At 60.4% G+C, this 24845-nt stretch carries 14 protein-coding genes and 8 pseudogenes; 5 read left to right on the top strand and 17 right to left on the bottom strand.

Annotation, left to right across the window (positions count from 1 at the left end; genetic code table 11):
* Positions 1-153: 153 nt before the first annotated feature.
* Positions 154-285, top strand: a complete 132-nt coding sequence (locus tag ACFOJ9_RS02340; RefSeq protein ID WP_378976794.1) for a hypothetical protein — start codon at positions 154-156, stop codon at positions 283-285.
* Here the strand turns inward: ACFOJ9_RS02340 and ACFOJ9_RS02335 are convergent.
* The 4 genes and pseudogenes from ACFOJ9_RS02335 to ACFOJ9_RS02320 form a co-directional block, all read right to left on the bottom strand.
* Entirely contained in the window at positions 271-948 is a 678-nt protein-coding gene (locus ACFOJ9_RS02335) for an amidase family protein (RefSeq protein ID WP_378976792.1), read from the bottom strand. The genes ACFOJ9_RS02340 and ACFOJ9_RS02335 overlap by 15 nt on opposite strands.
* A gap of 207 nt (positions 949-1155) precedes the next feature.
* A complete protein-coding gene (locus ACFOJ9_RS02330; protein WP_378987527.1) occupies positions 1156-3123 on the bottom strand; it encodes a CocE/NonD family hydrolase in 1968 nt (655 codons plus the stop codon).
* Between the two features lie 336 nt (positions 3124-3459).
* Positions 3460-4802, bottom strand: a pseudogene (locus ACFOJ9_RS02325) (IS1380 family transposase).
* A 392-nt stretch (positions 4803-5194) separates the two neighbouring features.
* Positions 5195-6233 (bottom strand): annotated as a pseudogene (locus tag ACFOJ9_RS02320) (IS110 family transposase).
* 229 nt (positions 6234-6462) lie between these two features.
* On the opposite strand from ACFOJ9_RS02320, the gene ACFOJ9_RS02315 reads away from it, so the two are divergent.
* Positions 6463-7803, top strand: coding sequence for an IS1380 family transposase (locus tag ACFOJ9_RS02315; RefSeq protein WP_378976790.1), 1341 nt, complete (start codon positions 6463-6465; stop codon positions 7801-7803).
* A gap of 234 nt (positions 7804-8037) precedes the next feature.
* Here ACFOJ9_RS02315 and ACFOJ9_RS02310 read toward each other — a convergent pair whose 3' ends face one another.
* Together ACFOJ9_RS02310 and ACFOJ9_RS02305 are read right to left on the bottom strand one after the other, a co-directional pair.
* Positions 8038-9429, bottom strand: coding sequence for an aminotransferase family protein (locus ACFOJ9_RS02310; RefSeq protein ID WP_378976788.1), 1392 nt, complete (start codon positions 9427-9429; stop codon positions 8038-8040).
* Positions 9430-9726: 297 nt separating this feature from the next.
* Positions 9727-10593 carry a M20/M25/M40 family metallo-hydrolase gene (locus tag ACFOJ9_RS02305; RefSeq protein ID WP_378987524.1) on the bottom strand — a complete coding sequence of 289 codons (867 nt, stop codon included), beginning with the start codon at positions 10591-10593 and terminating at the stop codon, positions 9727-9729.
* A gap of 97 nt (positions 10594-10690) precedes the next feature.
* Between ACFOJ9_RS02305 and ACFOJ9_RS02300 the strand changes: the two are divergent.
* Positions 10691-10933 (top strand): annotated as a pseudogene (locus ACFOJ9_RS02300) (IS6 family transposase); the annotation flags it as partial.
* 88 nt (positions 10934-11021) lie between these two features.
* On the opposite strand, the gene ACFOJ9_RS02295 reads toward ACFOJ9_RS02300, so the two are convergent.
* From ACFOJ9_RS02295 to ACFOJ9_RS02265, 7 genes and pseudogenes are all read right to left on the bottom strand, one after another.
* Positions 11022-11402 carry a hypothetical protein gene (locus tag ACFOJ9_RS02295; RefSeq protein WP_378976786.1) on the bottom strand — a complete coding sequence of 127 codons (381 nt, stop codon included), beginning with the start codon at positions 11400-11402 and terminating at the stop codon, positions 11022-11024.
* 357 nt (positions 11403-11759) lie between these two features.
* Positions 11760-13100 carry an IS701 family transposase gene (locus ACFOJ9_RS02290; protein WP_378925689.1) on the bottom strand — a complete coding sequence of 447 codons (1341 nt, stop codon included), beginning with the start codon at positions 13098-13100 and terminating at the stop codon, positions 11760-11762.
* A gap of 390 nt (positions 13101-13490) precedes the next feature.
* Positions 13491-14521: pseudogene (locus ACFOJ9_RS02285) on the bottom strand (IS110 family transposase).
* Between the two features lie 323 nt (positions 14522-14844).
* On the bottom strand, positions 14845-15054 hold the full coding sequence (locus ACFOJ9_RS02280) for a transposase (protein WP_378987521.1): 210 nt from the start codon (positions 15052-15054) through the stop codon (positions 14845-14847).
* 603 nt (positions 15055-15657) lie between these two features.
* On the bottom strand, positions 15658-15990 hold the full coding sequence (locus tag ACFOJ9_RS02275) for a LysR family transcriptional regulator (protein ID WP_378976784.1): 333 nt from the start codon (positions 15988-15990) through the stop codon (positions 15658-15660).
* 457 nt (positions 15991-16447) lie between these two features.
* Complete coding sequence (locus tag ACFOJ9_RS02270; protein ID WP_378976782.1) at positions 16448-16792, bottom strand: hypothetical protein; 345 nt, start codon at positions 16790-16792, stop codon at positions 16448-16450.
* Positions 16789-17880: an IS5 family transposase gene (locus ACFOJ9_RS02265; protein ID WP_378924344.1), complete on the bottom strand. Its 1092-nt coding sequence runs from the start codon at positions 17878-17880 to the stop codon at positions 16789-16791. Before ACFOJ9_RS02265 ends, ACFOJ9_RS02270 begins: the two co-directional genes overlap by 4 nt.
* A gap of 197 nt (positions 17881-18077) precedes the next feature.
* Between ACFOJ9_RS02265 and ACFOJ9_RS02260 the strand changes: the two genes are divergently transcribed.
* On the top strand, positions 18078-19109 hold the full coding sequence (locus ACFOJ9_RS02260) for an IS110 family transposase (protein WP_378976780.1): 1032 nt from the start codon (positions 18078-18080) through the stop codon (positions 19107-19109).
* A 352-nt stretch (positions 19110-19461) separates the two neighbouring features.
* On the opposite strand, the pseudogene ACFOJ9_RS02255 reads toward ACFOJ9_RS02260, so the two are convergent.
* A pseudogene (locus tag ACFOJ9_RS02255) lies at positions 19462-19881 on the bottom strand (transposase); the annotation flags it as partial.
* A gap of 78 nt (positions 19882-19959) precedes the next feature.
* Between ACFOJ9_RS02255 and ACFOJ9_RS02250 the strand changes: the two are divergent.
* A pseudogene (locus ACFOJ9_RS02250) lies at positions 19960-21299 on the top strand (IS701 family transposase).
* Between the two features lie 94 nt (positions 21300-21393).
* Here the strand turns inward: ACFOJ9_RS02250 and ACFOJ9_RS02245 are convergent.
* The 3 genes and pseudogenes from ACFOJ9_RS02245 to ACFOJ9_RS02235 form a co-directional block, all read right to left on the bottom strand.
* Positions 21394-22255 (bottom strand): annotated as a pseudogene (locus tag ACFOJ9_RS02245) (IS701 family transposase); the annotation flags it as partial.
* Between the two features lie 310 nt (positions 22256-22565).
* Positions 22566-23597, bottom strand: a complete 1032-nt coding sequence (locus tag ACFOJ9_RS02240) for an IS110 family transposase (RefSeq protein ID WP_378976624.1) — start codon at positions 23595-23597, stop codon at positions 22566-22568.
* A gap of 132 nt (positions 23598-23729) precedes the next feature.
* A pseudogene (locus tag ACFOJ9_RS02235) lies at positions 23730-24170 on the bottom strand (IS630 family transposase); the annotation flags it as partial.
* Positions 24171-24845 lie beyond the last annotated feature (675 nt).

The following is a 24845-nucleotide window of genomic DNA, read 5'->3' as shown; positions in this document are numbered from 1 at the left end:
GCCCAAAATCCCGCGGCCCTGCTCGGATGGATACCCACGATCACCATCAGGGCCGACAATAGTGGTGAGATCGCCTTTGGCGCTCTGCAAGCCGGCCTCGATCTGAGCTACAGCCCCTCGACGGTCTGCTTCACGTGGGCCGGCTTCGACGAAATGGACGAAGCCACAGGTGATGGCTCCGCCGAACTGCTCGACGACGGCTCCATCGAGATCGCATTCGCCTATCACAATGGCGATGAGGCCATCCTCAAAGCCAAGCGCGACACTTCTTCAACAGCCTGCTAGCGCCGCGGCCATATCGCGAACGGTCCGGCAAAGTACGAACCTTCTACTGATACCGTGACCTGGATCCTGCGCACTTGGCCCCCCAGAGAGTCGCCCGCGCGAAGGATTAAGACCTACGAGCCCGCAATAGGCCGCTGGGATACGGGTCGATCCGCCGCCGTCACTAGAAGACGCTGTAGGCACGATGCCAGCGGCGACGGCCGCTCCTGATCCCGAGGACGATCCGCCTGCTGTCCGATCAAGATTCCAGGGATTGCGCGTGATCCCACATAATGCAGTTTCACTAAGGCCGGATACTCCCAACTCAGTCGTGGTAGTGCGTCCCACTATGCGTAAACCCCCGGCCCGAGCCCGTTCCACGAAATAGCTATTTACTACGGGACGGAAGCCTTGGTAGAGTTGGCTTCCGCATTCAAATAGTCGGCCAGCTTCGGTTGAACTAATATCCTTTCGCAGGAATGGCACGCCGACGAACGGCCCTTCATGTGAGCCTGGCGCGGACTCGGCGTCATCATAGAACTCTATTACGGCGTTGAGTGTAGGATTTAGCTGATCGTGGGCCTCACGTGCGAGCCGGATAAGCTCTTCCGCAGTGACCTCGCGCTTGCGAACTAATTCCGCGAGTCCGGTGGCGTCAAAATTGGCATATTCATGGAGCTTCACACGACTTTTCCTTTACCACTGTTCCCCTTCGGGCCCGGCATCTACCTTCCAGTCTCAGCTGCGGTGAAAAGACGCCTCATACGTTCACGCTCGTGCGGGGCAGTGAATAGGACGGTTAGGTGCTCACATCTAGCGTGCATCACCAGCGGCCACGGTACTCAAGAAGCGCTTGATCCGCGTTATATTCATTGTCGTTCCTCGGACACGTCAAAGCAGGCCGCGCGGAATGGTTTCGGACCATTCTCTTGCGAACACCTCGATTTCGTCCAGGCCCTCGATGGCGCGCACCTTGCGGTGTAGGTAGAAGTGTTGAGGGTCGCAACTCATGCTGTGTTCGGTCTTGATCGTAACCTGCCACTGGTCACGTTGGTAGGTGAAATTCCATTGGCTTTCGAAGATGGCCGATGCTGGATTGTCGGGATGGATGGCGTAGCGCATCCGAACATCGCTGCCTACGGCCATTCCGTGATGCGGATTGATCTTCTGGCCGAAGTCATCGAACGTATCCAGCACTACCGTGCCATCCTCCAAGGTATGCGGCTTTGAGGTGCTACTGGCTGGACGCATCTGCTGGGCTTGTAGCTTGGGATACTCCCGTGGCGGACCGGGGTCCAATGGCGGGATTTCCTCAGTTACTGTTCGAATTGGCAGGTGTAGCGTGCTATTTTCCAAGTGCAGCGTGACCACTGCATTTCCAGGCGCTGGCCAGACCAATGGCCAATAAGAGGTCGACAGCGCCAGCCGAAGGACATGTCCGGCTCTCAGTCGATGGGCGCACTCGTTCAGCTCTATCTCGGCTTCGTAGACCTGCCCCGGCACCAGTGCTTGCGGGCTCTCATGGCTGGCAAAATGGGTCAGGTTCAGGGGGCGAAAGGTAACCCGCTGCGAAACGCCCTCGGGTGAGACGTCGCACAGGCGCGCCACGATCTGAGCCACTGGTCTGTCAACTGAAAAGGCAAACTTCAGTTTGGGACGACCGAGCAGTTCCATCGGCTCTGTCAGCGGTGCTGTGTCAAAGCAGGTCGACAGAGCATCGTCGGCTGCCTGGTCCTCGGCAAGTTCGTTGTCGATGCGCATGCCTGGGCAGTAGTACCCTCCTGTCTGACCGATGTGCGCAGGGCTTGAGACAGCTATAGTCCCCAAGGTCGCATTGTCCTTCAACCCATCTGACCCCAGGAAAAGAACTCGGTCATTCACGTGGGGTGAGGGCCAGCTCTGCTCCGCCACCCAACGGCCCACGCGTGGGCCGTACTTCTTGCTCGGGTTGAAATGTTCCTGGATGTAAACACGGTAAGCGGGGAGGTCCTCCGCGCCGTTCTGCTTCCCCTTCAGCCAGCGGTCGAACCAGCGAAGCGCTTCCGAATGGAAATCTGCAGGATCGAGCCGCGAAAGGTGGGAATAGCTGTGTTCCCAGGGCCCGATCATGGCTTTGCACGGAACCTGGAGGTTCGCCGCCAGCGCCGGCGGCGCATTGACATACGGGTCCGCCCAGCCGGTGATTGCCAGAACTGGCGCCTCAATGCGCGACCAGTCCTCGCAGACCGAGCCGTGCTTCCAGAATTCATCCCGTGTCGGATGACGCATCCAGTCAACGGCAGAGAAGGGAACGTTTTCCAGGCGTGCGATCCAATCCTCACGCCAGTCAGCGCGTAGTTGAGGATCCGCCGGACGGGTGAGATAGGCACATAGCTGGGTGGCCCAATTAGCATTCTCACTGAGCAGGCAGCCGCCCATGAAGTGAATGTCATCGGCGTAGCGATCAACGGTCGAGGCCATGCTGATCACCGCCTTCAGCGGGGGTGGACGGCGATATGCCAACTGCAAACCATTGAACCCGCCCCACGAGATGCCGATCATCCCAATGTTGCCGTCGCACCATTCCTGCGCTGCGATCCAGGTCAGAACCGCCTCGCCGTCGCTCAACTCCTGCTCGGAATATTCGTCGTCGAACTGCCCCTCGCTGTCACCCGTTCCGGCAATGTCGACACGCACGCACGCATAGCCCGCATCGGCAAAAACGCGATGCGTCGTCTCATCGCGCCCCGCAGTTCCATCGCGCTTGCGGTAAGGCAGATACTCGAAAATGGCAGGTGCCGCTCCCCCTGAGGCGGGAAGCCAAATCCTGGCCGCCAACCTGCGCCCGTCCGGCATCCGAATCCATTCGTTCTCAATCACTTTCGCCAACATATGCGCTCCCCGGCCGTCACTTCTGCATGAAATTCTGATGATGATAGGCGGAACGCTAGCACGACTGTTCTCTTTGGAAGTCGCGCAAAAAAGTAATCTGACGCATGACCTTATTTCACTGTGATCTTCAGGGCCTATACGGTTATAGGAGAAACGGTGAACTCGGCGTCTAAGCCCGTCCTATTCACGAGCAGCGTGGTTGGGTTGAGGCTGAGCGTCGGACACGTTGCGGCGCGGCGTCTCTTTCATCGCGGCTTGGTCGGGACTTGTGAACGCGCTGGGGGGTGAAGGTATAGGGCTCATCGGGGCTTGCTGCCCCGGCGCTCATGGTGCTGCGGGCTGCAGTATAAGTGTGATCGCTCGGAACAGGCTGGCCTCGGGACATGCGGCGGCGAAGGCCAGGCGGGTGCGCGAGACGGTTTCAGTGACGCGGGCGCCGAGCTTGAGAAGCCTGAGCCGCAGCGTGGCGAACTCGGCGTTGCGCAGATGATGGGTCGCGGGCGCGGCGCCGCGGAGCGCGAGCATCAGCCAGTAGGCGGCGGTGTGCAGGACAAGACGGACCTGGTTGGCGATCGGTGAGCGGCAGGAGGTGCGGTCGGAGGCGAGCTGGCTCTTATGCATCTTGATCAGGTTTTCGGCCTGGCCGCGGGCGCAGTAGATCACATCATAGATGTGCCCGGCGGAGCCTTCACCAAGGTTGGTGACGACGAAGCGGATGTCGAGGCCGAGCCGGGTCGCCTCGATGCGGGCGCAGGCGCGGCGCGCGGCCTTCCAGGACTTGGCCTTGTATCGGGTCTCGGCGTAGCCGCGCAGCACCGGCTTGTGTTCGAGCGCGCGGCGGGTGCGGATGTCGTCGGCGGCTTCATCGACGAGACGCTGGAGAACCTTGTTGCCGGAAAGCCCGAAGAGGTAGTCGATGCCGTTGTCCTCGCACCATGCCATGACCTCCGCTCGGCCGTAATGGCTGTCGCCGCGGATCAGGATGCGGGTCTCGGGCCAGCGGGCGCGGATCATCCGGACGAGGCGGCGCAGATGCGCGCGGATCTCCTTGCCGGCCGGCGTCTTTCCCGGACGCAGGATCATGGTGACCGGGCGGCTCGTCGCGGCGTCGTAGATGTGGATCGGCAGGAAGCAGCGCTCGTCGTGATGGCCGTTGAAGAGCGAGAGCTGCTGATGGCCGTGAACGACATCACCGTGTCGTCGATGTCGAGCGTGACGCTTTTCGGCGGCGCGGCATAGCTCGACAGCCACAGATCGACCAGCACGCGGCCGAGCCGGATGACGGTCCTGAGGTCCGGCAGGTTCTCCAGCCGCGAAAACGTCGGCTGCGAGCACAGGTCGAGCCCGCTATCGGGCAACCGCCCGCAGGCGAGCTTGAAGGCCGGATCGGTGCGCAACCGGTCGAGATCATTGGCGTCCTCATAACCGCAGGCGATGGCGAAGATGCGGGCACGCAGGATGTCGGCCATGGCGTGCGTCACGCGCATTGGATCACGTGGATCGTGGATCGCCGCGGCCAGCCTGTCGGCCAGTTGCAGGCGACGCTCGGCTGCGGCCAGAAGCATGACGCCGCCATCCGAGGTGAGGCGGCCGCCGTCGAACGCGGCTGTGATCTTCTTGCGCCCAACGGCTGGAAAAGAGAACGGCAGCAACGTATCGTCGGTCATGGCGGGTGTGGCTCGCGAGATGCGGTGGAAGGGCTGGCTTAGACAACCGAATCCTACGCCAAATCAATCGCTTAAGCTACATCCGCCAGCCCCAAAGGCGCATCGTCGTGCATAAGACGGGCTTCTGTAACGGGCCTCGTCTTGTCAATCCCTCGTAACTTCGTCCGCTACCGGGGTCTTGCTTCTGTCCGCAGTCGGCGCTTTTGGCCGCTGCCTGATGGGATCTGATCGGGATCGGCTGGCCAATCTAGGGACGCGCAGTCATCAAACGAGCTGCTCCCGTCTTAGCGGCCTAACCGGGTCCACCGTCCCGGCAAGGGACGTCGTAACGGCAGGATCTGGTGTCGATGCCCGCCGTGTTCCTCCTTATCCTTATCCTCTCATCGAACGCTTCACGACACGACTGCCGCAGGACGGCCTGTCGGCAGAAAGCGCTCAGCGCTGCGCATCATCTGGTGCAGAACCACCGCCAGCTTGCGCGCAAGTGCAACCTTGGCCTTTCGCATCCCGGCCCGCTTCGCCACCGCAAGCGCCCAGGACTTCAAGGCCGAGCCCTTGATCGGTCGCGTCAGCATCACGTTGGCCGCCTCGTAGAGCGCCACACGCACCCCATGGTCGCCGACCTTGGAGATGCGCCCCGTCACGTCGGTCTCACCAGACTGGTACTTCCTCGGCGTCAGGCCGAAATGGGCGCCCACCATCCGGGACGAGCGAAACCGCGACGGGTCGTCGATGGCCGCCGAAAATGTCAGTGCTACCAAAGCCCCGACCCCCGGCACGCTCATCAGGTTGCGCACCTGCCCATCGCGACTTGCCAACCCGACAAGACGCTTCTCGATCGTCTTGAACTCGCACAGCAGCACCGCTCGGGTCTTGAGAAGAGCCTCGGCAATCTGCTGCAGCGTGTCATGATGGGCGACCAGTTCGCGAACCCGCCGCTCAAACGTCTTCGGCGTCGTCGGGCCAACCTTCAGGCCAAAGCCGCGCAAGACCCCGCGGATGCTCATCTCGACATCGTGCCGCTTCGACTGCAGGAGCTTGCGCGTGGTCAGCAGGGCGCGGACCTCCTGTGCCGGCAGTGACTTGCAGTGCACGGGGCGGAACCAGCCAAGCCGCATGAGCTGTGCAATGCCGCGCGCATCTTTGCGATCCGTCTTCACCGGCATCGCCTTGAAGGCGTCGCGCACGTGGCGCGTCTCGAGAAGCTCCACTGCCAGGCCGGACGCCTGCAGCCCAGCAAATAGCCATTGCGACAGCGGGCCTGCCTCCAAGCCAATCCGCGCAAGCGGTACTTCGAGCAGCCGCAAACCAGGCGATCAGCGCCTCCGGCTCGCTCGCCACCGTCGCTTCCCGCACGATCTTGCCCTGCCCTTCAACCACACAGACACTTGAGCATTCCAATGACACATCAATCCCGGCATAATAATCCACGGTCGTCTCTCCTTGATGTTTGGCGCTGGCTTCGGCCATGCCGCCGTTCACACCATCATTGTGAGGGACGACCGCCTCGACCGAAAGTCTGGCCGCGGCGCCAGAGGCCCGTTACCCATCTAGCCCGGAAAATTCATGGGGGTTGGCGGATGTGGTGCAAGCCGTTGAAATGACGTAGGATTTGGTTGCTTAAGCCGATCCGAACCATTTCCCGGAGACCACACCCGCCATGAATGATCTTACGCTGCCGCTGAGCGGTTTGTCATCAGTCGGCGGCAAGTCCGTCGTCGCCCGTTTTGACGGCGGCATGTTGTCCTCGAACAGTGGTGTTCTGGCTCTGGCCGAGGTGGAAAAGCGGCTGCGTGTGGCCGACCGTGTGGCGCGTTGCATCGACGATCCGCGCCGCCCGGACCAGATCATCCACAGCTTGGCGGACATGATCGGCTTTCGCATGAAGATGATCGCCGCCGGCTACGAGGATGGCAACGACGCCAACCGGCTGCGCTGCGATCCGGTCTTCAAGATGGCCCAGGATGCGCTGCCTTCGGGTCGGGATCTGGCCTCTCAATCGACGATGTGCCGGCTGGAGAACCTGCCTGGCGTGCGGGAACTGGTCGTTATGGGCCGTGCGATGGTCGACCTCTATTGCTCTTCCTTCCGCCAGGTTCCGAAGCGGATCGTGCTCGACATTGACGACACTTTTGACGCCGTGCATGGCGGCCAGCAGCTTCGTCTCTTCAACGCCCATCACGACGAATACGGCTTCCAGCCGATTGTTGTGTTCGATGGCGACGGCCGGTTCGTCGGTGCGGTCCTGCGACCAGCGAAGCGGCCGAGCGGGGCTGAAATCCGCCCCCACCTGCGCCGCCTGGTGCGGGCGATCCGCAGCAATTGGCCGAACATCCGCATCCTGATCCGGGCCGACAGCCACTATTGTAGTCCGCAGGTCATCGACTGGTGCCGCGCCAACGATGTCGACTTCATCCTCGGCGTGGCGCCCACCACGACCCTGCGCAAGCATGTCGCGGACCTGGAGAGCAGCACGATGGCGCGTTTTGAAGTGTCATCGAAGACGAACAAGGTCCGCCGCTTCAAGGAGTTTTTTGACGGCGCCGCCAGTTGGAGCCGCGTCGAGCGCATCATCGCCCGCGTCGAGGTCGGCGCCCAAGGTGCCGATACCCGCTTCATCGTCACCAACCTTGCAAGTGGCAAGGCCAAGGCGCTCTACGAGGATGTCTACTGCCGGCGCGGCGCTGCCGAGAACCACATCAAGTCGTGGAAGACGCATCTCGCCGCCGACCGCACCTCCTGCACAAGAGCGACGGCCAACCAGTTCCGGCTGTTCCTGCATGCCGGCGCCTACTGGCTGATGTGGGGCCTGCGCGCCGCGATGCCGAAACGCTCGAGCTTTGCCGTCGCCCAATTCGACACGCTGCGATTGCGCCTCATCAAGATCGCCGCCCGCGTGGTCGAGATGAAAACCCAGATCCGTCTGCACCTGCCGACATCCTGCCCCGACCAGTGTATTCTGCGCATCGTCCTCAGCCGCATCCCGCAACTCGCGACATAAACGATGGGGCGCAGACGTCCCGAAACAAACCCGCCGACCTCAACCCGCAAACCCCCGCCTTCCATCACGACGGATCATCGCCGGCGCCCGACGAGGCTTGTCAAAATGCACTCCGAGGGCGGCCAGATCGCCATGCAGGCCGCCGAAAGCCGATCGCCGTGCATCAAGCGGGCAAGTTGGATCGCTCATCGAAGATGCCCGAGGAGTTTCTTCCGCCTGCCCGGCATGTCGCACTTAGGCCGAAGCGAGTGTTTTCTGGTAGCGCTTCCAGACCCCTGCTAGCGCCCTCTGTAGCCGATCGACGATCTCGTCACAATCCGTCGAAGCGACGATCAAAGGGGGCGCCACGATGAACCAGTCGCCGAATTTTCCACCTGACGTCCTGCGGGAATAGATGATCAAACCTTCCTTCAGCGCCTCCGTCCGCGCGACTTCTGTTACGTTGCAGCTATGAGGGAACTGCTGCTTCGAACCCCTGTCGACGACGAGTTCGACAGCATATAGGAGTCCTATTCCGCGTACCTCCCCGACCGGATTCGAACTCGCCAAGCGGGTCCTGAGACTGTTGCCGAGATACGCGCCGCTCTGAGCGGCATTACCGATTAGGTCGTGGTTCTCGTACTCGTCCAGCACGGCAAGGGCCGCGGCACACGAGATGGGATTTGCTCCGTAAGTGTGGGAGAAGTTGAAGCCAGTCAGCTGCGCAAGTTCGTCCACCGGAGCGGCAGGCAACAGGATGGCTCCGAGCGGACTGTAACCTGCACAAATTCCTTTCGCCATCATCACCACATCCGGTGTGAAATCGAGGTGATGACTAGCCAGGAACTTTCCGGTACGGCCTGCGCCGCAAAGGATCTCGTCGAAGACCAAGAAGATGCCGTATCGGTCGCAAAGCTCCCGCACGCGCTTGAAATATCTGGCGGGGAGCGCAAGGCAACCTGTAGCCACCCCGCCGACCGGCTCCACCACGAAGGCGAGGACGTTCTCGGGTCCCAGTTCGAAGAAGGTCTTCTCGAGCGCGGCGACGCTCTCTTCGGCAATCGATTCCGGAGTGCTACCGGACGGAATGCGATACGTCATCGGAGCTGGCACCTTCGCTCCGTTGACCGAGAACCCCGCAAGGAATGGAGCGAATGACTCATCGCCCGAAATCATAAGCGCTCCGATAGAGGCACCATGGTAAGAGGGCATATTGGAAACGAGGAACCTCCTGTTCGGGGTGCCTTTCGCTACCGCATACTGGCGCAGAAACTTCAAAGCCAGATCCATCGCTTCGCTGCCGCCCGATGCAAGACCGACGCGTTCAAATGGCTTACCCGCCAGCCTACACAAAGGCTCGGTCAGAGCTGCATTCGGCGCATGACGGGCTACCCGGGGATAGGCATAGTCAAGCGTGATGGCCTGTTGGTACATCGCATCGGCGACGCGACGGTTTCCATGGCCGATGTTGCTGGCGATCGGGCCGGAGGAGCCGTCTATGTAGGCGTTACCCTTATCGTCGTACATCCAAATGCCTTCGGCACGCACCATCATTGGAACGGGCTCGGACCCATCCTGCTGGAAGAAAGCGTCTTGAAACATTCCGTGTTGAGGTTGGGTATTAGTGAGCACTTCGTTCTCTTTCATTCTGGCGGGATGGATGACGATTATGGTCAGGCCGATGGGTTTGCCTCAGTCCTCGGAGGTCACGCCGGTGGGGGTGCTCGACGTACCAAGCGCCTCCGTGGTTCAGTCCCCATAGGATCGGGACAAAGTAGCCCTAAAGAAACCCTCCGTAACGTCAAAGAGCGTCTGTGCGTGAAACGGAAATCTCGAAATAGCGTTCGATGTGCAACGCGCGGCTCAAGTATTTCTGTTCCCGAGTACGGTTTCAGCAAGCCCCACCCAGTAGCCATCCCGTAAATCAAGGCGGCGTCATTGAAGTCATAGGCCGGATGATGGACTTCCGCAGTGTTCCCGTTGCCGAGGAAAACGAACGCGCCCGGGCGCGCCTTGAGCAGATATGAGAAGTCCTCCGCGCCCATGATAGGGCCTCATCTGATCATTAACTCGGGCATCTCCCGCAATGCCCCGCGCGACTTCGACGGCGGCCGCTGTTTCCGCGGGCGAGTTGAGGGTGACCGCACGGAACGAAGGTAGTGGAACTCGATCTGCGCTCCGAACGCCTCCGCAATTCCGGTTGCCGCTTTCGCCATCTCTGTTTCGGCAAAGTTCCGAAGGTGGGCGAAAGCGTCCGGGACGGTGCCCGATAGAGTTCACATGGTCCGGGATAACGTTATAAGCCTCCGATGCGGTCAGCTTAGTAACGGATAGGACGAGGGATTCGAGAGGTGGATCGACGTGACGCGTTACCAAGATTGGAAGCCAAGGATGATCTGAGCGGCGATGACCACCGGGTCGACCGCACGATGAGGGGCGGCTGCATGTCCTCCCCGACCTTTCACGGCCACGTCGAAGTCGTCCTGGGCTGCTATGATTTCCTCCGGCGCAAATGCCGAATTTGCCCACGTCCATTCCGGGCCAGTTATGCATGCTGAAAACCTTGGCGAGGTTGAAGCGCTCCATTTTACCTTCCTGCACCATCTTGAAACCGCCCGAAGGCAATTCGACCTCTTCCGCAGGCTGGAATATGAGCGCTATCGATCCCTTGAACTCCCGGGTCCGAGCCAAGTGCTTGGCGGCCGCAAGCAACATTGCCGTATGACCATCGTGGCCGCACGCATGCATCTTGCCGGGCTCTGTGGACGCCCACGGCTTACCCGACGCCTCAAAGATCGGAAGCGCATCCATGTCCGCTCGTAGTCCAATGGTCGGACCATCGCCATGACGATCGCGGATGACGGCGACTATAACCGGCTGGTGCGGATCGGGATGATAGTCTACCGGCATGATTGAAGACTCGCCCGCCCGCCAAACGTCACCGATTTCCTGCCGAGATCATCGGGCACGCGGTATGGCTCTACTATCAGTTTCCACTGAGCTGTGCGACGTCGAAGACCTACTTGGCGAGCGCGGCATTGACGTATCGTTTCAGACAGTCTCGGAGTGGGCGGAAAAGTTCGCCCTCAAGTTCGCCCGTCATTTGCGGCAACGGTCCGGCGGTCACTTTGCCGACAAGTGGCACCTTGACGGTAAGCGGTGCGCCCAGGCACCTTCCGCGAAACCATCTGGTGATGTGTCTTTGGTGGGTCGGTCGTTGGTCCGCTGGCCGCCGGAGATCACTCCGGATCGTGATAACGGGTGACGTAGTGGAGTTCGCGGAGGGCGGGGATGACGAGGGCGATGTCTTTGTAGGCCTCGTGCTCGATGAAGTGCGCGGTCTCGGGCCCCGACCTGGGCTTGCCGAGAACGGGCCTGCCCTTTTTGTCGACGCAGTAGATCAGGATCGGCAGCAGCAAGCCGTGGTTGGGGTTGTCGAGGTCGAGTAGCCGTTTCCAGCGTTTGATGTTGAGATTCATGGCCGCGTAGAAGCCCTGGCACCACGGCCGGGGGTCGATGCCGCCGGTGGGCTTGGTGGCGAAGCGGGGCGCATAATCCTGCGGTCTGTCGAAGAGCGTCTCGTTGATCCGGTTGTGGATCCTGGCGAGGCTGGCAAACACGGCATGATCGGGGGGCGGTCTTGGCGGCCATCCAGGCCTCGAGCGCCTCGTCCGACAGCGCCATGTCATCGATCGCGCTCATGCCGCCAAGGGGAGCGGCATCTCTTGGCGGCGCCCCCAATTCCGCCCGATTGCAACAGGTCGGCTGGATCAAGATCATCGGTCACAACTGCTGACGTATATCCGGCTTCCTCATGCGGCTGGACAACGTCTTCGCCGCGAGCCCCGATGGATTTTCGCGCGCTTCCACCTCATCGGCCCCTAGTCTTACTGCGTCATAAATTTGGATATTTCGGCTTCGACTGAGCGCAGCAGGGACATCGCATCAATCTGCGGGCAAGTGCGACGGTCAGTTTTCTATGCAGCGTCGCGATCGAATTTGAGGTGTGCCGTTCGGGGCGAATGGGCGGGCTCGCTGGATCGTGAACCGCGGGGAATAGGAGGTTTTTCGCTGCTTTTGGAACGGGCGATTGCTGAGGGGGGAATCGTCTCCCGTTCGGAGAGGAGAAACCCGTAAGCCGCGATGCAAAGACTGGCGTGATGATGGAATCCGCGCCAACCTCGACCCTCGTAGTGGCCAAGGCCCAGTTCCTGCTTGAGCTCGCGATAATCCCGTTCAATCCGCCACCTTAGCTTGGTCGTGGCAACAAGATCACGCAGCGCGGTCGTTTCCGGCAGGGTCGAAAGCCAGTATTTGAGCGGCTCTTTGTCACCTTCGGGCCATTCGACAAGCAACCATTCTTCGGCGTGCGGATGTCCGAGATTATAGTCTCTGGACGCGACACGAAGACGAACAGCGGTAAAGCGCGACGCAAGATCGGTATTGCTGCCCTCCCGCCATATGACGGTCTGCCACGCGTCTATCGGCAGACTTTCCGCAAGCGCCTTGGCTGAAAGAGGTTGATGATCCGCGCTTCGTTGCATCAGCGACGGCGGCCGACCCTTTCCGCTCCAGGTCTTGGGCGGTAGCGGTCCTTCGCCTGGGCGCCAAACACTGAGCGTCGGCTGGACACCCACGACATAGCTGAGGCCCAGCTCGGTCAATCCTCGGCGGAACCCGCCGTCTGCGCCGTAACCGGCGTCGGCAAGGATCACGCCCGCCGGCATCTGCGTCTCTAGCGCCGCACGTACTTGTTCAAGCGCGATCTGTGGCTTGGTTTGAAATAGGATCTCGTCCGGGATCTTCGCCTTCTTCCGGCGCTCTGGATCATTTGCCCAGATCTCAGGTAGATAAAGCTGCCAGGCAACCGGTAAGCTGGCCCCCTCATTCGCAATCGAAAGACTGACGGCAACCTGGCAATTGTCCTGCTTGCCGAGCTGGCCGCAATATTGGCGTGCGACACCGACGGAATGCTTCCCCTTCTTTGGAAAGCCAGTGTCGTCGACAATCCAGGCGGTGATCGCACCGCCACGCTCGATCATGCGCGGCAAGGCCCAATCACGAACGCGCGCCAGCAGTGCGTCATCCGACCAAGGCGCTTGTCCCACGAAATGCAAAAGCGATTGATGCTTGGCCGAAACACGTGATGGCGCCGTAACGGCGGCCAGGGGCTCCACGCTTTTGCGCGCCACCGGCATCATCAAACCCGTACAATAATCCCGCAGCGGCTCTGCCCGATCGGCATGGCCTATGACCTCGACCAGTGCTTCCAAATACCCATCAAACGCGGCTGCTTCGCAACCGTCCTCGCTGACCATGGCGCCCATCCATCGCTGTGAATCGCCAACCTATCACAACCAGGTCGCCTACGAATCCCCCTCCGCGCGCTTTCGTGACTCAGTAAGACTAGCAGGCTGTTGAAAAAGGTTTTTGACCCTCTCAAAACTACCGAGATCGCTCTTACGCGTGCCAGAAAACTCAATGTTTTCAGCGAGAGAAATTGAGACGACTGGCCCTGCGAACCCAAAAAGCGGAAAATCGACGCTTGAACCCGACTTTTTCAACAGCCTGCTAGACATTGGCCGAAGCCAAGCCGGTCCACACACCAGGTTCGGGAAGCGACGGAATGACCGTTTCACCATCTCCTGCCATTTTGCTGCAATTGCCGGGGTGAGACCTCCTTCTGTTGTTTTCCTCGCCGCTTCGCCTCAAGCTGCTTTCACCGACTGTGCGGGCTCGTAGAATGTGCCACCCGAGAGGATGGCCCACACGACCCTCGCATTCTTGTTGGCGAGCGCGACAGCCGCGACGTTGGGGTGTCGTCTTTGCCGCAGCTTACTGAGCCAGAGGCTTCGTGGATCCTGCTTGCCGGCTGCTTTGCCAAGCGCAGCACGAGCCCCATGGATCATCAATGTGCGCAGATAGCGATCGCCCCGCTGCTGATGCCGAATAGCCGGGCTCGCCCTCCACTGGATCGTTGTTTGGGTACCAGGCCAAGCCAGGCCGCGAACTGACGGCCATTTTTGAAGCAGGTTCTATCGCCTACGGCAGCGATCAAGGCGGTTGCCGTCACGGGGCCGATGCCTTCGATCTTCCCAAGCCGTTGGCACTGCTCGCTGGTGTGGAAGATTTCCCGTATCCGCCGATCATAAATTGCAATGCGATCGTCGAGCTCGGCCAATTCCGTCTGCAGCTCCCTCATCAGCGACCGGACCATCTCGCTGAGTCCGACATCATCATTCCCCACGATGACGGCGAGGCCGCGCCGCAGCTGCGAGATATCGCGGGGAATGACGATCCCGTGCTCGGAAAGAAGGCCGCGAATCTGGTTCACAAGCCGAACTCGATCGGCGACCAGACGCCGACGAATGCGATGAACGGCCTGGACCGTCAGCTGATCAGTCGATTTCGGCGGCACAAAGCGCATCGAAGGCCGGCCGACCGCTTCGCAGATGGCTTCCGCATCGTTTCGGTCGTTCTTGTTGGACTTCACATATGGTGTAACGAACTGAGGACTGATCAGCCGAACCTCATGGCCAAGCTCGGTGAGCACCCTTGCCCAGTAATGCGCGCCGTTCGAGGCTTCCATGCCGACCAGGCATCGGGGCAGATTGGCGAAGAAGCAGGCTACCGCATCGCGACGCAGCGTCTTTCGCACGACGACTTTTCCGTGGCAGTCGACCCCGTGAACCTGGAACACATATTTCGCAAGATCCAGACCTATTCGAACGACCTGCATGACATCCTCCTTTGTTGCAGTTGACGTTCGAGATTCCACCTCGCCTGGACGGCGGGGTCCATACCATTGGCACCCACTTGCAAGTGTTTTTTACAGATATTTTTGATCGGATCGCTTGCTTCCATATGTGCGGCCTTTGTGTGTGGTCGCACATGACCACTGGCCAAGATGGTTTCCGCAACGCATGTTCCTAACACGGCAACGACCTTGAAAGGCCAATGGAATTGACGGAGTATCACGCGTCTTGGATCGATCGATCGCACCATCTGCTTTTCTCTTGCAAGTTCACAGCATCAGCTCAACACGGTAGCATTCTATTCTGCTCACCGTGATGGCCAATTCCTATGTTGCTTGCGTTTGCAGAGCTGCGAGGGATCCAGCCCCTCAGAACGCGCAACCGCCGAGACATTGCCCCCTGGCGAGAACGCTTCGGCGACAAGCCGTGCTTTCTCGTCTTCCGACCGATGGCGCGGCTTGCGTCGGGACGGCACAGGCTCCGCCGTCAAAATCTCGAATGTTCGATGATGGCTCATACTGTCGCTCACAGGATTCTCCGCATGATTCATGCTGAAAATGAGCGTTCAACCGCCTGCACGCTACGTGGGGATGCCTACGCGCTTACGATACACCTTCCGGTAGAATCCGTTGAGCGCTGGACTATGCTGCCTGTAATAGTAGGGGTAGTGTCCATTCAGCATGACGGAAAACCACATATGCTGTGCATCCATTGGCGCGTGCTTGTGGTGTGCTGTCAGCTTGCGGGCCAGGCGTCTCCGCTTGTGATTCACGGTGAACCGGCCGTCCGGATTCGCCCACATTAGGCGGTAAGAGGTCTTGGCCGCCGCTGGCCGCGCCGATGATCTAAGAGGGCCGCGAACCGGCCAAACTGGATCAGCCGCGTCCTGTCTTCCTGGAGTATTAGGCCGAAGTTGGGAGGCTCAGCTTAAGGGCCAAGAGCATCTCCTCCGCGTCCGTCTTGCTGTCAAAGCTCACGACGAAGCTGGGACCGCAGACCGGTAGATGACGGCCCGACAACAGTTCCGCCGTCTCGTCAGGCCACGAGCCGAGCCGCGGAGGATGCGCGGCTCGACTTGAGCGCCCCGTGCGAACTGTCGGATGGTGCTAATTGCGCAGCATCAACCACATCGACGCGAATGCATCGCCGGAGGCATCGTGACGTTCCCGGAACGATCGCGTTTAATGGTCGTGACAACATCGGACGCCTTGGCAAGGATGCCTGCCAGCCCGCTGTAGATGTCTTTGCCAGCGCTGGTAAGTATCACGCTGGTTCCTCGCCTCATAAATAGCGGAACACCAAGGTGCTCCTCAACGGCTTTGATCTGTCGACTGATTTCTCCCGATGTCACGCCCAGCTCGGAAGCCGCAAACTTGAACGAGAGATGGCGTGCCGAGGCCTCGAATGCCGTAAGGGCAGTCAGTGACGGGAGATCGTAATACCGAGCAACCATTTAAGACTCCAATCAGATCGGGAGTCCAGGGTATCCGCTCGTCCTCTGGACCATGACGGACCGCCGCCATTTGATCAATCACGGCAGCCTCCTTCACGGAGTTCGGTCTGTCCGCCGTGACTAAAGCAAGTTGCGTGCCGAATTGGCGCACCGTTTTAGTTGCACCAGTTTCTCCATACCGACTGCTGTCGCCCTCGCGATCTTTTCGTCGGGGTTCCGACATTCTTGTCCAGCTTCGACACAAGGTTTTGTGGACAGAGATGCGCGGGACTGCACATTGATGATGTGAAGTCCGGCCACCGCGTTGATGAGTATGAAGAAGCCCCGTCAAATATATCGATATATCCACCATCGTTTCTCTGCCGAGGCGCTCAGAGTGGGGGCCAGCCACGACACCGCGCCCAGGCGCCTTGATCAAAGCGTGCACCGGATTCAGCACCGCGGCACAGACGCCGACCTAGCAGGCTGTTGAAGAAGTGTCGCGCTTGGCTTTGAGAATGGCCTCATCGCCATTGTGATAGGCGAATGCGATCTCGATGGAGCCGTCGTCGAGCAGTTCGGCGGAGCCATCACCTGTGGCTTCGTCCATTTCGTCGAAGCCGGCCCCCGTGAAGCAGACCGTCGAGGGGCTGTAGCTCAGATCGAGGCCGGCTTGCAGAGCGCCAAAGGCGATCTCACCACTATTGTCGGCCCTGATGGTGATCGTGGCGGGTCCGTCGAGGTTGAGATAGCCGCGATCCCACAGATCGGCCTCGACGATGCGCCAGCGGCCGATCAATTGGCAGCCAGCAGGCGCGGTCATGTCGGCGCCGCCAGCAGCTTTGGCAACCGCACCAGATTGTAGGCGGCTGCAGCGAAGATGAAGGCCCATCCGACGCGATCTCGGCCACGGTACTTCGTCTTCTGCTGACCTGCGACGACCTTTATCCAGCCGAACGCCTCTTCGATCCGTTTGCGGATGCGCTGGCTGACGGCGTAGCCGCCGTGCCGGGTCGTGCGGCGATCGATAGAGGAACGGCGCCCGTTCGTGTTTTGCGCCACGTGCGGGGTCACCTTCATCGAGCGCAGTTCGTTGATGAAGTCCTGCGCATCATAGCCCTTGTCGCCACCGAGCGTGATTGCTCGCGGCCGGTCGGCATGCGGCTCGATCATGTGCAGCGCCGCCACCCGTTCGGCATGCCCGTCAGCCGGCGTCAGGCAGGCATCGACCAGCAAACCATGGCGGTTCTCCATCAACCCATGCCCCATGAAGCTGAGCTTGGCTTCCTTGCCTTTGCCCTTGCGGTAGAGCCTCGCATCGGGATCGGTCGTCGAGGCATGCGTCTCGTTCGACCGCTTCTGGCCGTGGAAGTCCGCCTCCTCATTGCGCCCGCCGCCACCCGACGGCGGCTCATCCGGGCCGTCTTTCGGCTTGAAGCTCTTGATCGAGGCCCAAGCCTCGATCAGCGTGCCATCGACTGAGAAGTGATCCGTGGAGAGAAGCTTCTTCACCTTGGGCCGTGCCAAGACCGCGTTCAGAAACTTCGCCGCGATATCGCCTTCGAGCAGCCGGTCGCGGTTCTTCGAGAACACCGAATGGTCCCACGCCGCGTCGTCAACACCGATGCCGACGAACCAGCGGAATAGAAGATCGTATTCCAGCCGCTCCATCAGCAGACGCTCCGAACGGATCGAATAGAACGCCTGTAGCAGCATAGCCCGAAGCAACTTCTCCGGCGGGATCGATGGTCGCCCGATCGGCGAATACAGCGCCGCGAATTCTCGCTCCAGCGCCGACAGTGCCTCGTTCACGATCGCACGGATCGTCCGAAGCGGATGATCCCGCCGAACCCGCGCCTCGAGGTCCACATAGCTGAACAGTTCGCCAGTTCGATTGTCGCCACCGCGCACGATTCAGTCTCCGAGTTCCTTCGGTGACAGTGAATCACGATCCCAATCCGGCCGCGAGAGGCTTTTTCAACAGCCTGCTAGATGCCGTAATGGGCCGGCCTTCGCGAGCATAGCCAGGTTGGGTGGCTGTCCCTCAGAATGATGGTGTTGAAACGGAGTCCGAGCGATCGGCTCCAAACATCATGAGAGGAACAGCCATGGAACATTATGCGGGAATCGATGTCTCTCTGGAAGAGAGCAGCGTGTGCATTGTTGACGCGACCGGAACGATCATGCGCGAGGTCAAGATCGCCAGCGAGCCGGAGGCGCTGGTCCGCTATTTCGACGAACTGGAATTGTCTGTTAGTCGCATTGGGCTCGAGGCCGGGCCATTGTCGCAATGGCTGCATGCCGGGCTTGTGGCCGCCGGACGCGATGCGGTTTTGCTCGAGACGCGGCACGTGAAGGCGGCGCTCTCGGCTATGACGGTGAAGACCGACCGGAAAGATGCACGCGGGATCGCCCAACTGCTGAGGATGGGATGGTACCGTCCGGTTCATGCCAAATCGGTGACTTGCAAGGATAGCCGAGCCCTTCTTGTTGGACGCAAGCTTCTGCAAGGCAAGCTTCTCGACGTCGAACTTAGCATCCGCGGGATCTTGCGCGGCTATGGGCTGAAGGTCGGAGAGGTCAGTCGTGGAAAGTTTGAGACGCGCATCCGGGAGCTGACAGCAGGCCACGTCACTTTGGAGACGGTGATTGGTGCGATGCTGGCGGCGCGGATGGCGTTGTGGTGCGAGTTCAGCAAGCTCCATCGCGAGATGCTGAAGATCGCGCGCGCTGATAAGGTCTGCCACAGATTGATGAGCACACCTGGCGTTGGGGCCTTGGTCGCCCTGACCTATCGCTCGGCGGTGGACGACCCGATGCGGTTTGGAAAATCCAGTACGGTCGGAGCCTACTTCGGGCTTACGCCCAAAAAATATCAATCCGGTGAGACCGATCGGGACGGTGGTGTCAGCAAGGTCGGCGACGCCATGGTGCGAACTGCGCTCTTTGAAGCTGCGCACGTCATGCTGACGCGGGCGATCCGCTTCTCGAGCCTGAAGCACTGGGCGCTCGACGTGGCGAAACGTCGGGGCATGAAGCGCGCCAAGGTGGCCCTTGCCCGCAAGTTGGGCGTCGTGCTCCATCGCATGTGGGTGGATGCGACCGACTTCCGCTGGAGCAAGGCCGCAGCGATGGCATAGGAGATAGAGCGTTCGGAGCGAGCCGAAACGGCACCGCTCTCCTGAGGTCCCGTCGCCGGGACGAGGGCTTGGCAAGGTCGTGTGTAGTGCTGTGAATGCTTCGGCAAACCACGCTTCCTAGATTGACCTGTCAGCTCTGGATCTGATGGCATAGTGTGGCGGCCTTCGCGCTGACCACGGACAGAAGCATGATCCTGGCGACGAGATATCGTTCAGAGAGGACTTGACGAACGAAGGCCCATTACAGAAGCACTACTTTGGCAGTTTAGGTTTGAGGGCGTGTGCGAGCAGCTTCTGACAGTGAGGACATCTGCGGGGTGGCGACCGCGTGAAGAGGTCGAGAATGGCTTGTCTAACAGCTGGCATGCTCGGTTGTGGCGGTGGTCCGCCGACTCTTTTTTTTCCGTCCCGCTGCTTTGAGGCGGCGGGCTTGGAGAAAGGCGTAGGCGATCATGGTCATCAAGGCGTGTCGATGTAATCCAGTCCATGATCGGCCTTCGAAGTGGTCGAGGCCGAGTTCCTCCTTCAATTGCTGATGTGCCTGCTCACAGACCCACCTGGCCTTGATCGTGGCGGCGAGCATCTTGAGGCTCGCATCGGCCGGTAAGTTCGACACATAGTATTTTTGCTCGCCAGTCGACCGGCGTTCGCCGACGAGCCAGACCTCCTCGCCTGGCATGCATTGCATGCGATTGTCGAGCATCCGGTGCTTATGACCATCCGCAACGCGGACACGGCGAGCCGCAAACAAACAAGTCAGCCGACCTTTAGTCTTACTGAGTCACGAAAGCGCGCGGAGGGGGATTCGTAGGCGACCTGGTTGTGATAGGTTGGCGATTCACAGCGATGGATGGGCGCCATGGTCAGCGAGGACGGTTGCGAAGCAGCCGCGTTTGATGGGTATTTGGAAGCACTGGTCGAGGTCATAGGCCATGCCGATCGGGCAGAGCCGCTGCGGGATTATTGTACGGGTTTGATGATGCCGGTGGCGCGCAAAAGCGTGGAGCCCCTGGCCGCCGTTACGGCGCCATCACGTGTTTCGGCCAAGCATCAATCGCTTTTGCATTTCGTGGGACAAGCGCCTTGGTCGGATGACGCACTGCTGGCGCGCGTTCGTGATTGGGCCTTGCCGCGCATGATCGAGCGTGGCGGTGCGATCACCGCCTGGATTGTCGACGACACTGGCTTTCCAAAGAAGGGGAAGCATTCCGTCGGTGTCGCACGCCAATATTGCGGCCAGCTCGGCAAGCAGGACAATTGCCAGGTTGCCGTCAGTCTTTCGATTGCGAATGAGGGGGCCAGCTTACCGGTTGCCTGGCAGCTTTATCTACCTGAGATCTGGGCAAATGATCCAGAGCGCCGGAAGAAGGCGAAGATCCCGGACGAGATCCTATTTCAAACCAAGCCACAGATCGCGCTTGAACAAGTACGTGCGGCGCTAGAGACGCAGATGCCGGCGGGCGTGATCCTTGCCGACGCCGGTTACGGCGCAGACGGCGGGTTCCGCCGAGGATTGACCGAGCTGGGCCTCAGCTATGTCGTGGGTGTCCAGCCGACGCTCAGTGTTTGGCGCCCAGGCGAAGGACCGCTACCGCCCAAGACCTGGAGCGGAAAGGGTCGGCCGCCGTCGCTGATGCAACGAAGCGCGGATCATCAACCTCTTTCAGCCAAGGCGCTTGCGGAAAGTCTGCCGATAGACGCGTGGCAGACCGTCATATGGCGGGAGGGCAGCAATACCGATCTTGCGTCGCGCTTTACCGCTGTTCGTCTTCCAGAGACTATAATCTCGGACATCCGCACGCCGAAGAATGGTTGCTTGTCGAATGGCCCGAAGGTGACAAAGAGCCGCTCAAATACTGGCTTTCGACCCTGCCGGAAACGACCGCGCTGCGTGATCTTGTTGCCACGACCAAGCTAAGGTGGCGGATTGAACGGGATTATCGCGAGCTCAAGCAGGAACTGGGCCTTGGCCACTACGAGGGTCGAGGTTGGCGCGGATTCCATCATCACGCCAGTCTTTGCATCGCGGCTTACGGGTTTCTCCTCTCCGAACGGGAGACGATTCCCCCCTCAGCAATCGCCCGTTCCAAAAGCAGCGAAAAACCTCCTATTCCCCGCGGTTCACGATCCAGCGAGCCCGCCCATTCGCCCCGAACGGCACACCTCAAATTCGATCGCGACGCTGCATAGAAAACTGACCGTCGCACTTGCCCGCAGATTGATGCGATGTCCCTGCTGCGCTCAGTCGAAGCCGAAATATCCAAATTTATGACGCAGTAAGACTAGTGCCGCGCCGCCAGCTTATCTTGTGCCATCTCTCACCAGACAGCATCACCTCGGCAGAGACCGGCGGCTGGTCCGGGATGTGATATTGGCGACGCCTGCCGGTGGTCGCGACCGGGAAGATCAGATCAACATCGGCCGGATAGACGTTTTGGCGCCGCGATAGTCCTACCGCCCACAGCAGACCGCGCTCACTCAAAGCCTGACGAAAAGAGCTGCTCGACCCGTAGCCCGCGTCGGCAAGCACACAGCCGAAACGCGCGCCGGAGGCGATGACACGATCGATCTCTTCGATGGCGATCTCCGGCTTTGTCAGAGCGACCTGTCGATCCTTCGGGACGCGCGCCCGCATCATCCGCTCGGGATCATTCGTCCAGGTGTCGGGCAGGAAGAGCCGAAGGCCCACCATCACCGGCACTTCGCGCGAGGCCAGGGTCACCGACACCAGTGACTGGCAATTGGACGTCTTGCCAAGCGACGAAGCGTATTGAGGCGCGACACCAACCGAATGTTGTCCCTTCTTCGGTAACGCTGTGTCGTCGATGACGAGAAAACCCGCCTCATCGCCGACCAGGCGATCTGCCTCCTTCAGCAGGGCGGCCTCGAGCGGAGCGCTGTCCCAAACCCCTGCCGCGACGAAATGATGAAGCTGATCGTAGCCGACCTCGCCAGTGCGCGCGGCCATCGGTTGTACGCTCTTACGGTCGCCCGGCCCGATCAGACCAGCAATGTACAGCGGACACATCCGGCGCCGAGCTGGACGCGAAAGACCCGCCAAAAACGGCCGAAGCCATTGCTCGAGATCGGTTTGCCAATCCACGTCCATTGATCGGCCCTCCATGAGCCGACCTCTCATGAATCACGCAAACTCTCTCTTGGGAATTCCAAAACGCGCCCGAAGCTAAATAACTGCCAAAGTAGTGCTTCTGTAATGGGCCTTCGTTCGTCAAGTCCCCTCTGAACGATATCTCGTCGCCAGGATCATGCTTCTGTCCGTGGTCAGCGCGAAGGCCGCCACACTATGCCATCAGATCCAGAGCTGACAGGTCAATCTAGGAAGCGTGGTTTGCCGAAGCATTCACAGCACTACACACGACCTTGCCAAGCCCTCGTCCCGGCGACGGGACCTCAGGAGAGCGCTGCCGTTTCGGCTCGCTCCGAACGCTCTATCTCCTATGCCATCGCTGCGGCCTTGCTCCAGCGGAAGTCGGTCGCATCCACCCACATGCGATGGAGCACGACGCCCAACTTGCGGGCAAGGGCCACCTTGGCGCGCTTCATGCCCCGACGTTTCGCCACGTCGAGCGCCCAGTGCTTCAGGCTCGAGAAGCGGATCGCCCGCGTCAGCATGACGTGCGCAGCTTCAAAGAGCGCAGTTCGCACCATGGCGTCGCCGACCTTGCTGACACCACCGTCCCGATCGGTCTCACCGGATTGATATTTTTTGGGCGTAAGCCCGAAGTAGGCTCCGACCGTACTGGATTTTCCAAACCGCATCGGGTCGTCCACCGCCGAGCGATAGGTCAGGGCGACCAAGGCCCCAACGCCAGGTGTGCTCATCAATCTGTGGCAGACCTTATCAGCGCGCGCGATCTTCAGCATCTCGCGATGGAGCTTGCTGAACTCGCACCACAACGCCATCCGCGCCGCCAGCATCGCACCAATCACCGTCTCCAAAGTGACGTGGCCTGCTGTCAGCTCCCGGATGCGCGTCTCAAACTTTCCACGACTGACCTCTCCGACCTTCAGCCCATAGCCGCGCAAGATCCCGCGGATGCTAAGTTCGACGTCGAGAAGCTTGCCTTGCAGAAGCTTGCGTCCAACAAGAAGGGCTCGGCTATCCTTGCAAGTCACCGATTTGGCATGAACCGGACGGTACCATCCCATCCTCAGCAGTTGGGCGATCCCGCGTGCATCTTTCCGGTCGGTCTTCACCGTCATAGCCGAGAGCGCCGCCTTCACGTGCCGCGTCTCGAGCAAAATCGCATCGCGTCCGGCGGCCACAAGCCCGGCATGCAGCCATTGCGACAATGGCCCGGCCTCGAGCCCAATGCGACTAACAGACAATTCCAGTTCGTCGAAATAGCGGACCAGCGCCTCCGGCTCGCTGGCGATCTTGACCTCGCGCATGATCGTTCCGGTCGCGTCAACAATGCACACGCTGCTCTCTTCCAGAGAGACATCGATTCCCGCATAATGTTCCATGGCTGTTCCTCTCATGATGTTTGGAGCCGATCGCTCGGACTCCGTTTCAACACCATCATTCTGAGGGACAGCCACCCAACCTGGCTATGCTCGCGAAGGCCGGCCCATTACGGCATCTAGAGCGGAATGAGATTAGTTTCGGTCATAGCCTGAGTTTTCGAAGTAGTGTGAGCACTCTGTCGGTGTGACGCGGTTGAGGGTTTGGCCGATGGCGTCGCAAACGGCTTCGACGGTGCGGCTTGCTGCCTTTCTCAGCCAGTGCTTGAGCTTTGAGAAGAGCTGCTCGATCGGGTTGAGATCAGGTGAGTATTTCGGCAGGAAGAAGAGTCTTGCGCCGGCGGCGCGTATGGCGCGGCGCACCGCCTTGCCTTTGTGCGAGCCGAGATTGTCCATGACGACGATGTCGCTGGACCGCAGGGTCGGGACGAGCACCTTCTCGATATAGAGGAGGAACCTCTCGCCGTTGATCGGGCCGTCGATCAGCCAAGGGGAATCGACACGGTCTTGGCGCAGCGCGGCCAGGAAGGTCATGGTCTTCCAGTGGCCATGCGGCACCTTGGCCTTGATCCGCTGTTGCGCGGCGTCCGGGCGTAAGCGATCCGCTCAGGCAGATCAGATCGACCCAGCGTCTGTCGAAGACGGTCGAAACCCGCTGATAAACGACGACAAGATCTGAAGCGCTGGAAGAGCAAAGGCGGCCGCCCGCGCGCTCTTCAACTAGCGCTGTAGCGGGCGGCCGCCTTTGCGGCGCGGTGCTGATCATGGGAGGTTGAAGGGATAGACGCGGGGCACGTCTCCAGCCGCCCTGAGGCGGCTTTCGACGTACCCCGCCATGCGCGTGCCTTGTGGTAGATCTGCGGGTAATCAGCGCCGCAGAAACAATCCGGCGTAACACCGATCTCAACTGGCAAGTCCGGGCTCGGTGTCACGCTCCACTGACGGTGCGCGACTGCATTATCGCATTGTCAGCGCATTCCGTCGACCTTTTCCCCGAACTCCCAGCGGCGCTCCGAAAGGATCGTCGCGGATGCTCACGGGCCGCTTCTTTCTGTGCGGCCGCTGCCGTTCGCAGGTAACGATCTGCCGCAGCTGCGACCGGGGACAGCGCTACTGCGGCCAGGACTGCGCCCGTGCTGCCCGCCGCGAGAGTGTGCGCGAGGCGGGGCGACGTTATCAGCGCAGCCGCCGGGGACGCCTGGCTCATGCGGTCCGGGCCCGACGATATCGGGCTCGGCACAATAAAGTGAC

Source organism: Mesorhizobium cantuariense (assembly GCF_042647205.1).
GTDB classification, from domain to species: domain Bacteria; phylum Pseudomonadota; class Alphaproteobacteria; order Rhizobiales; family Rhizobiaceae; genus Mesorhizobium; species Mesorhizobium cantuariense.
This window is presented reverse-complemented; position numbering and strand designations above follow the sequence as displayed.

What these genes read in the sequence shown, in the direction of transcription:
- ACFOJ9_RS02340 (WP_378976794.1), top strand. Translation starts at nt 154, where the DNA reads ATGGACGAAGCCACAGGTGATGGCTCCGCCGAACTGCTCGACGACGGC.
- ACFOJ9_RS02315 (WP_378976790.1), top strand. Translation starts at nt 6,463, where the DNA reads ATGAATGATCTTACGCTGCCGCTGAGCGGTTTGTCATCAGTCGGCGGC.
- ACFOJ9_RS02310 (WP_378976788.1), bottom strand. Translation starts at nt 9,429, where the DNA reads ATGAAAGAGAACGAAGTGCTCACTAATACCCAACCTCAACACGGAATG.
- ACFOJ9_RS02305 (WP_378987524.1), bottom strand. Translation starts at nt 10,593, where the DNA reads ATGGATGCGCTTCCGATCTTTGAGGCGTCGGGTAAGCCGTGGGCGTCC.
- ACFOJ9_RS02290 (WP_378925689.1), bottom strand. Translation starts at nt 13,100, where the DNA reads ATGGTCAGCGAGGACGGTTGCGAAGCAGCCGCGTTTGATGGGTATTTG.
- ACFOJ9_RS02280 (WP_378987521.1), bottom strand. Translation starts at nt 15,054, where the DNA reads ATGAGCCATCATCGAACATTCGAGATTTTGACGGCGGAGCCTGTGCCG.
- ACFOJ9_RS02275 (WP_378976784.1), bottom strand. Translation starts at nt 15,990, where the DNA reads ATGGTTGCTCGGTATTACGATCTCCCGTCACTGACTGCCCTTACGGCA.
- ACFOJ9_RS02270 (WP_378976782.1), bottom strand. Translation starts at nt 16,792, where the DNA reads ATGACCGCGCCTGCTGGCTGCCAATTGATCGGCCGCTGGCGCATCGTC.
- ACFOJ9_RS02260 (WP_378976780.1), top strand. Translation starts at nt 18,078, where the DNA reads ATGGAACATTATGCGGGAATCGATGTCTCTCTGGAAGAGAGCAGCGTG.
- ACFOJ9_RS02240 (WP_378976624.1), bottom strand. Translation starts at nt 23,597, where the DNA reads ATGGAACATTATGCGGGAATCGATGTCTCTCTGGAAGAGAGCAGCGTG.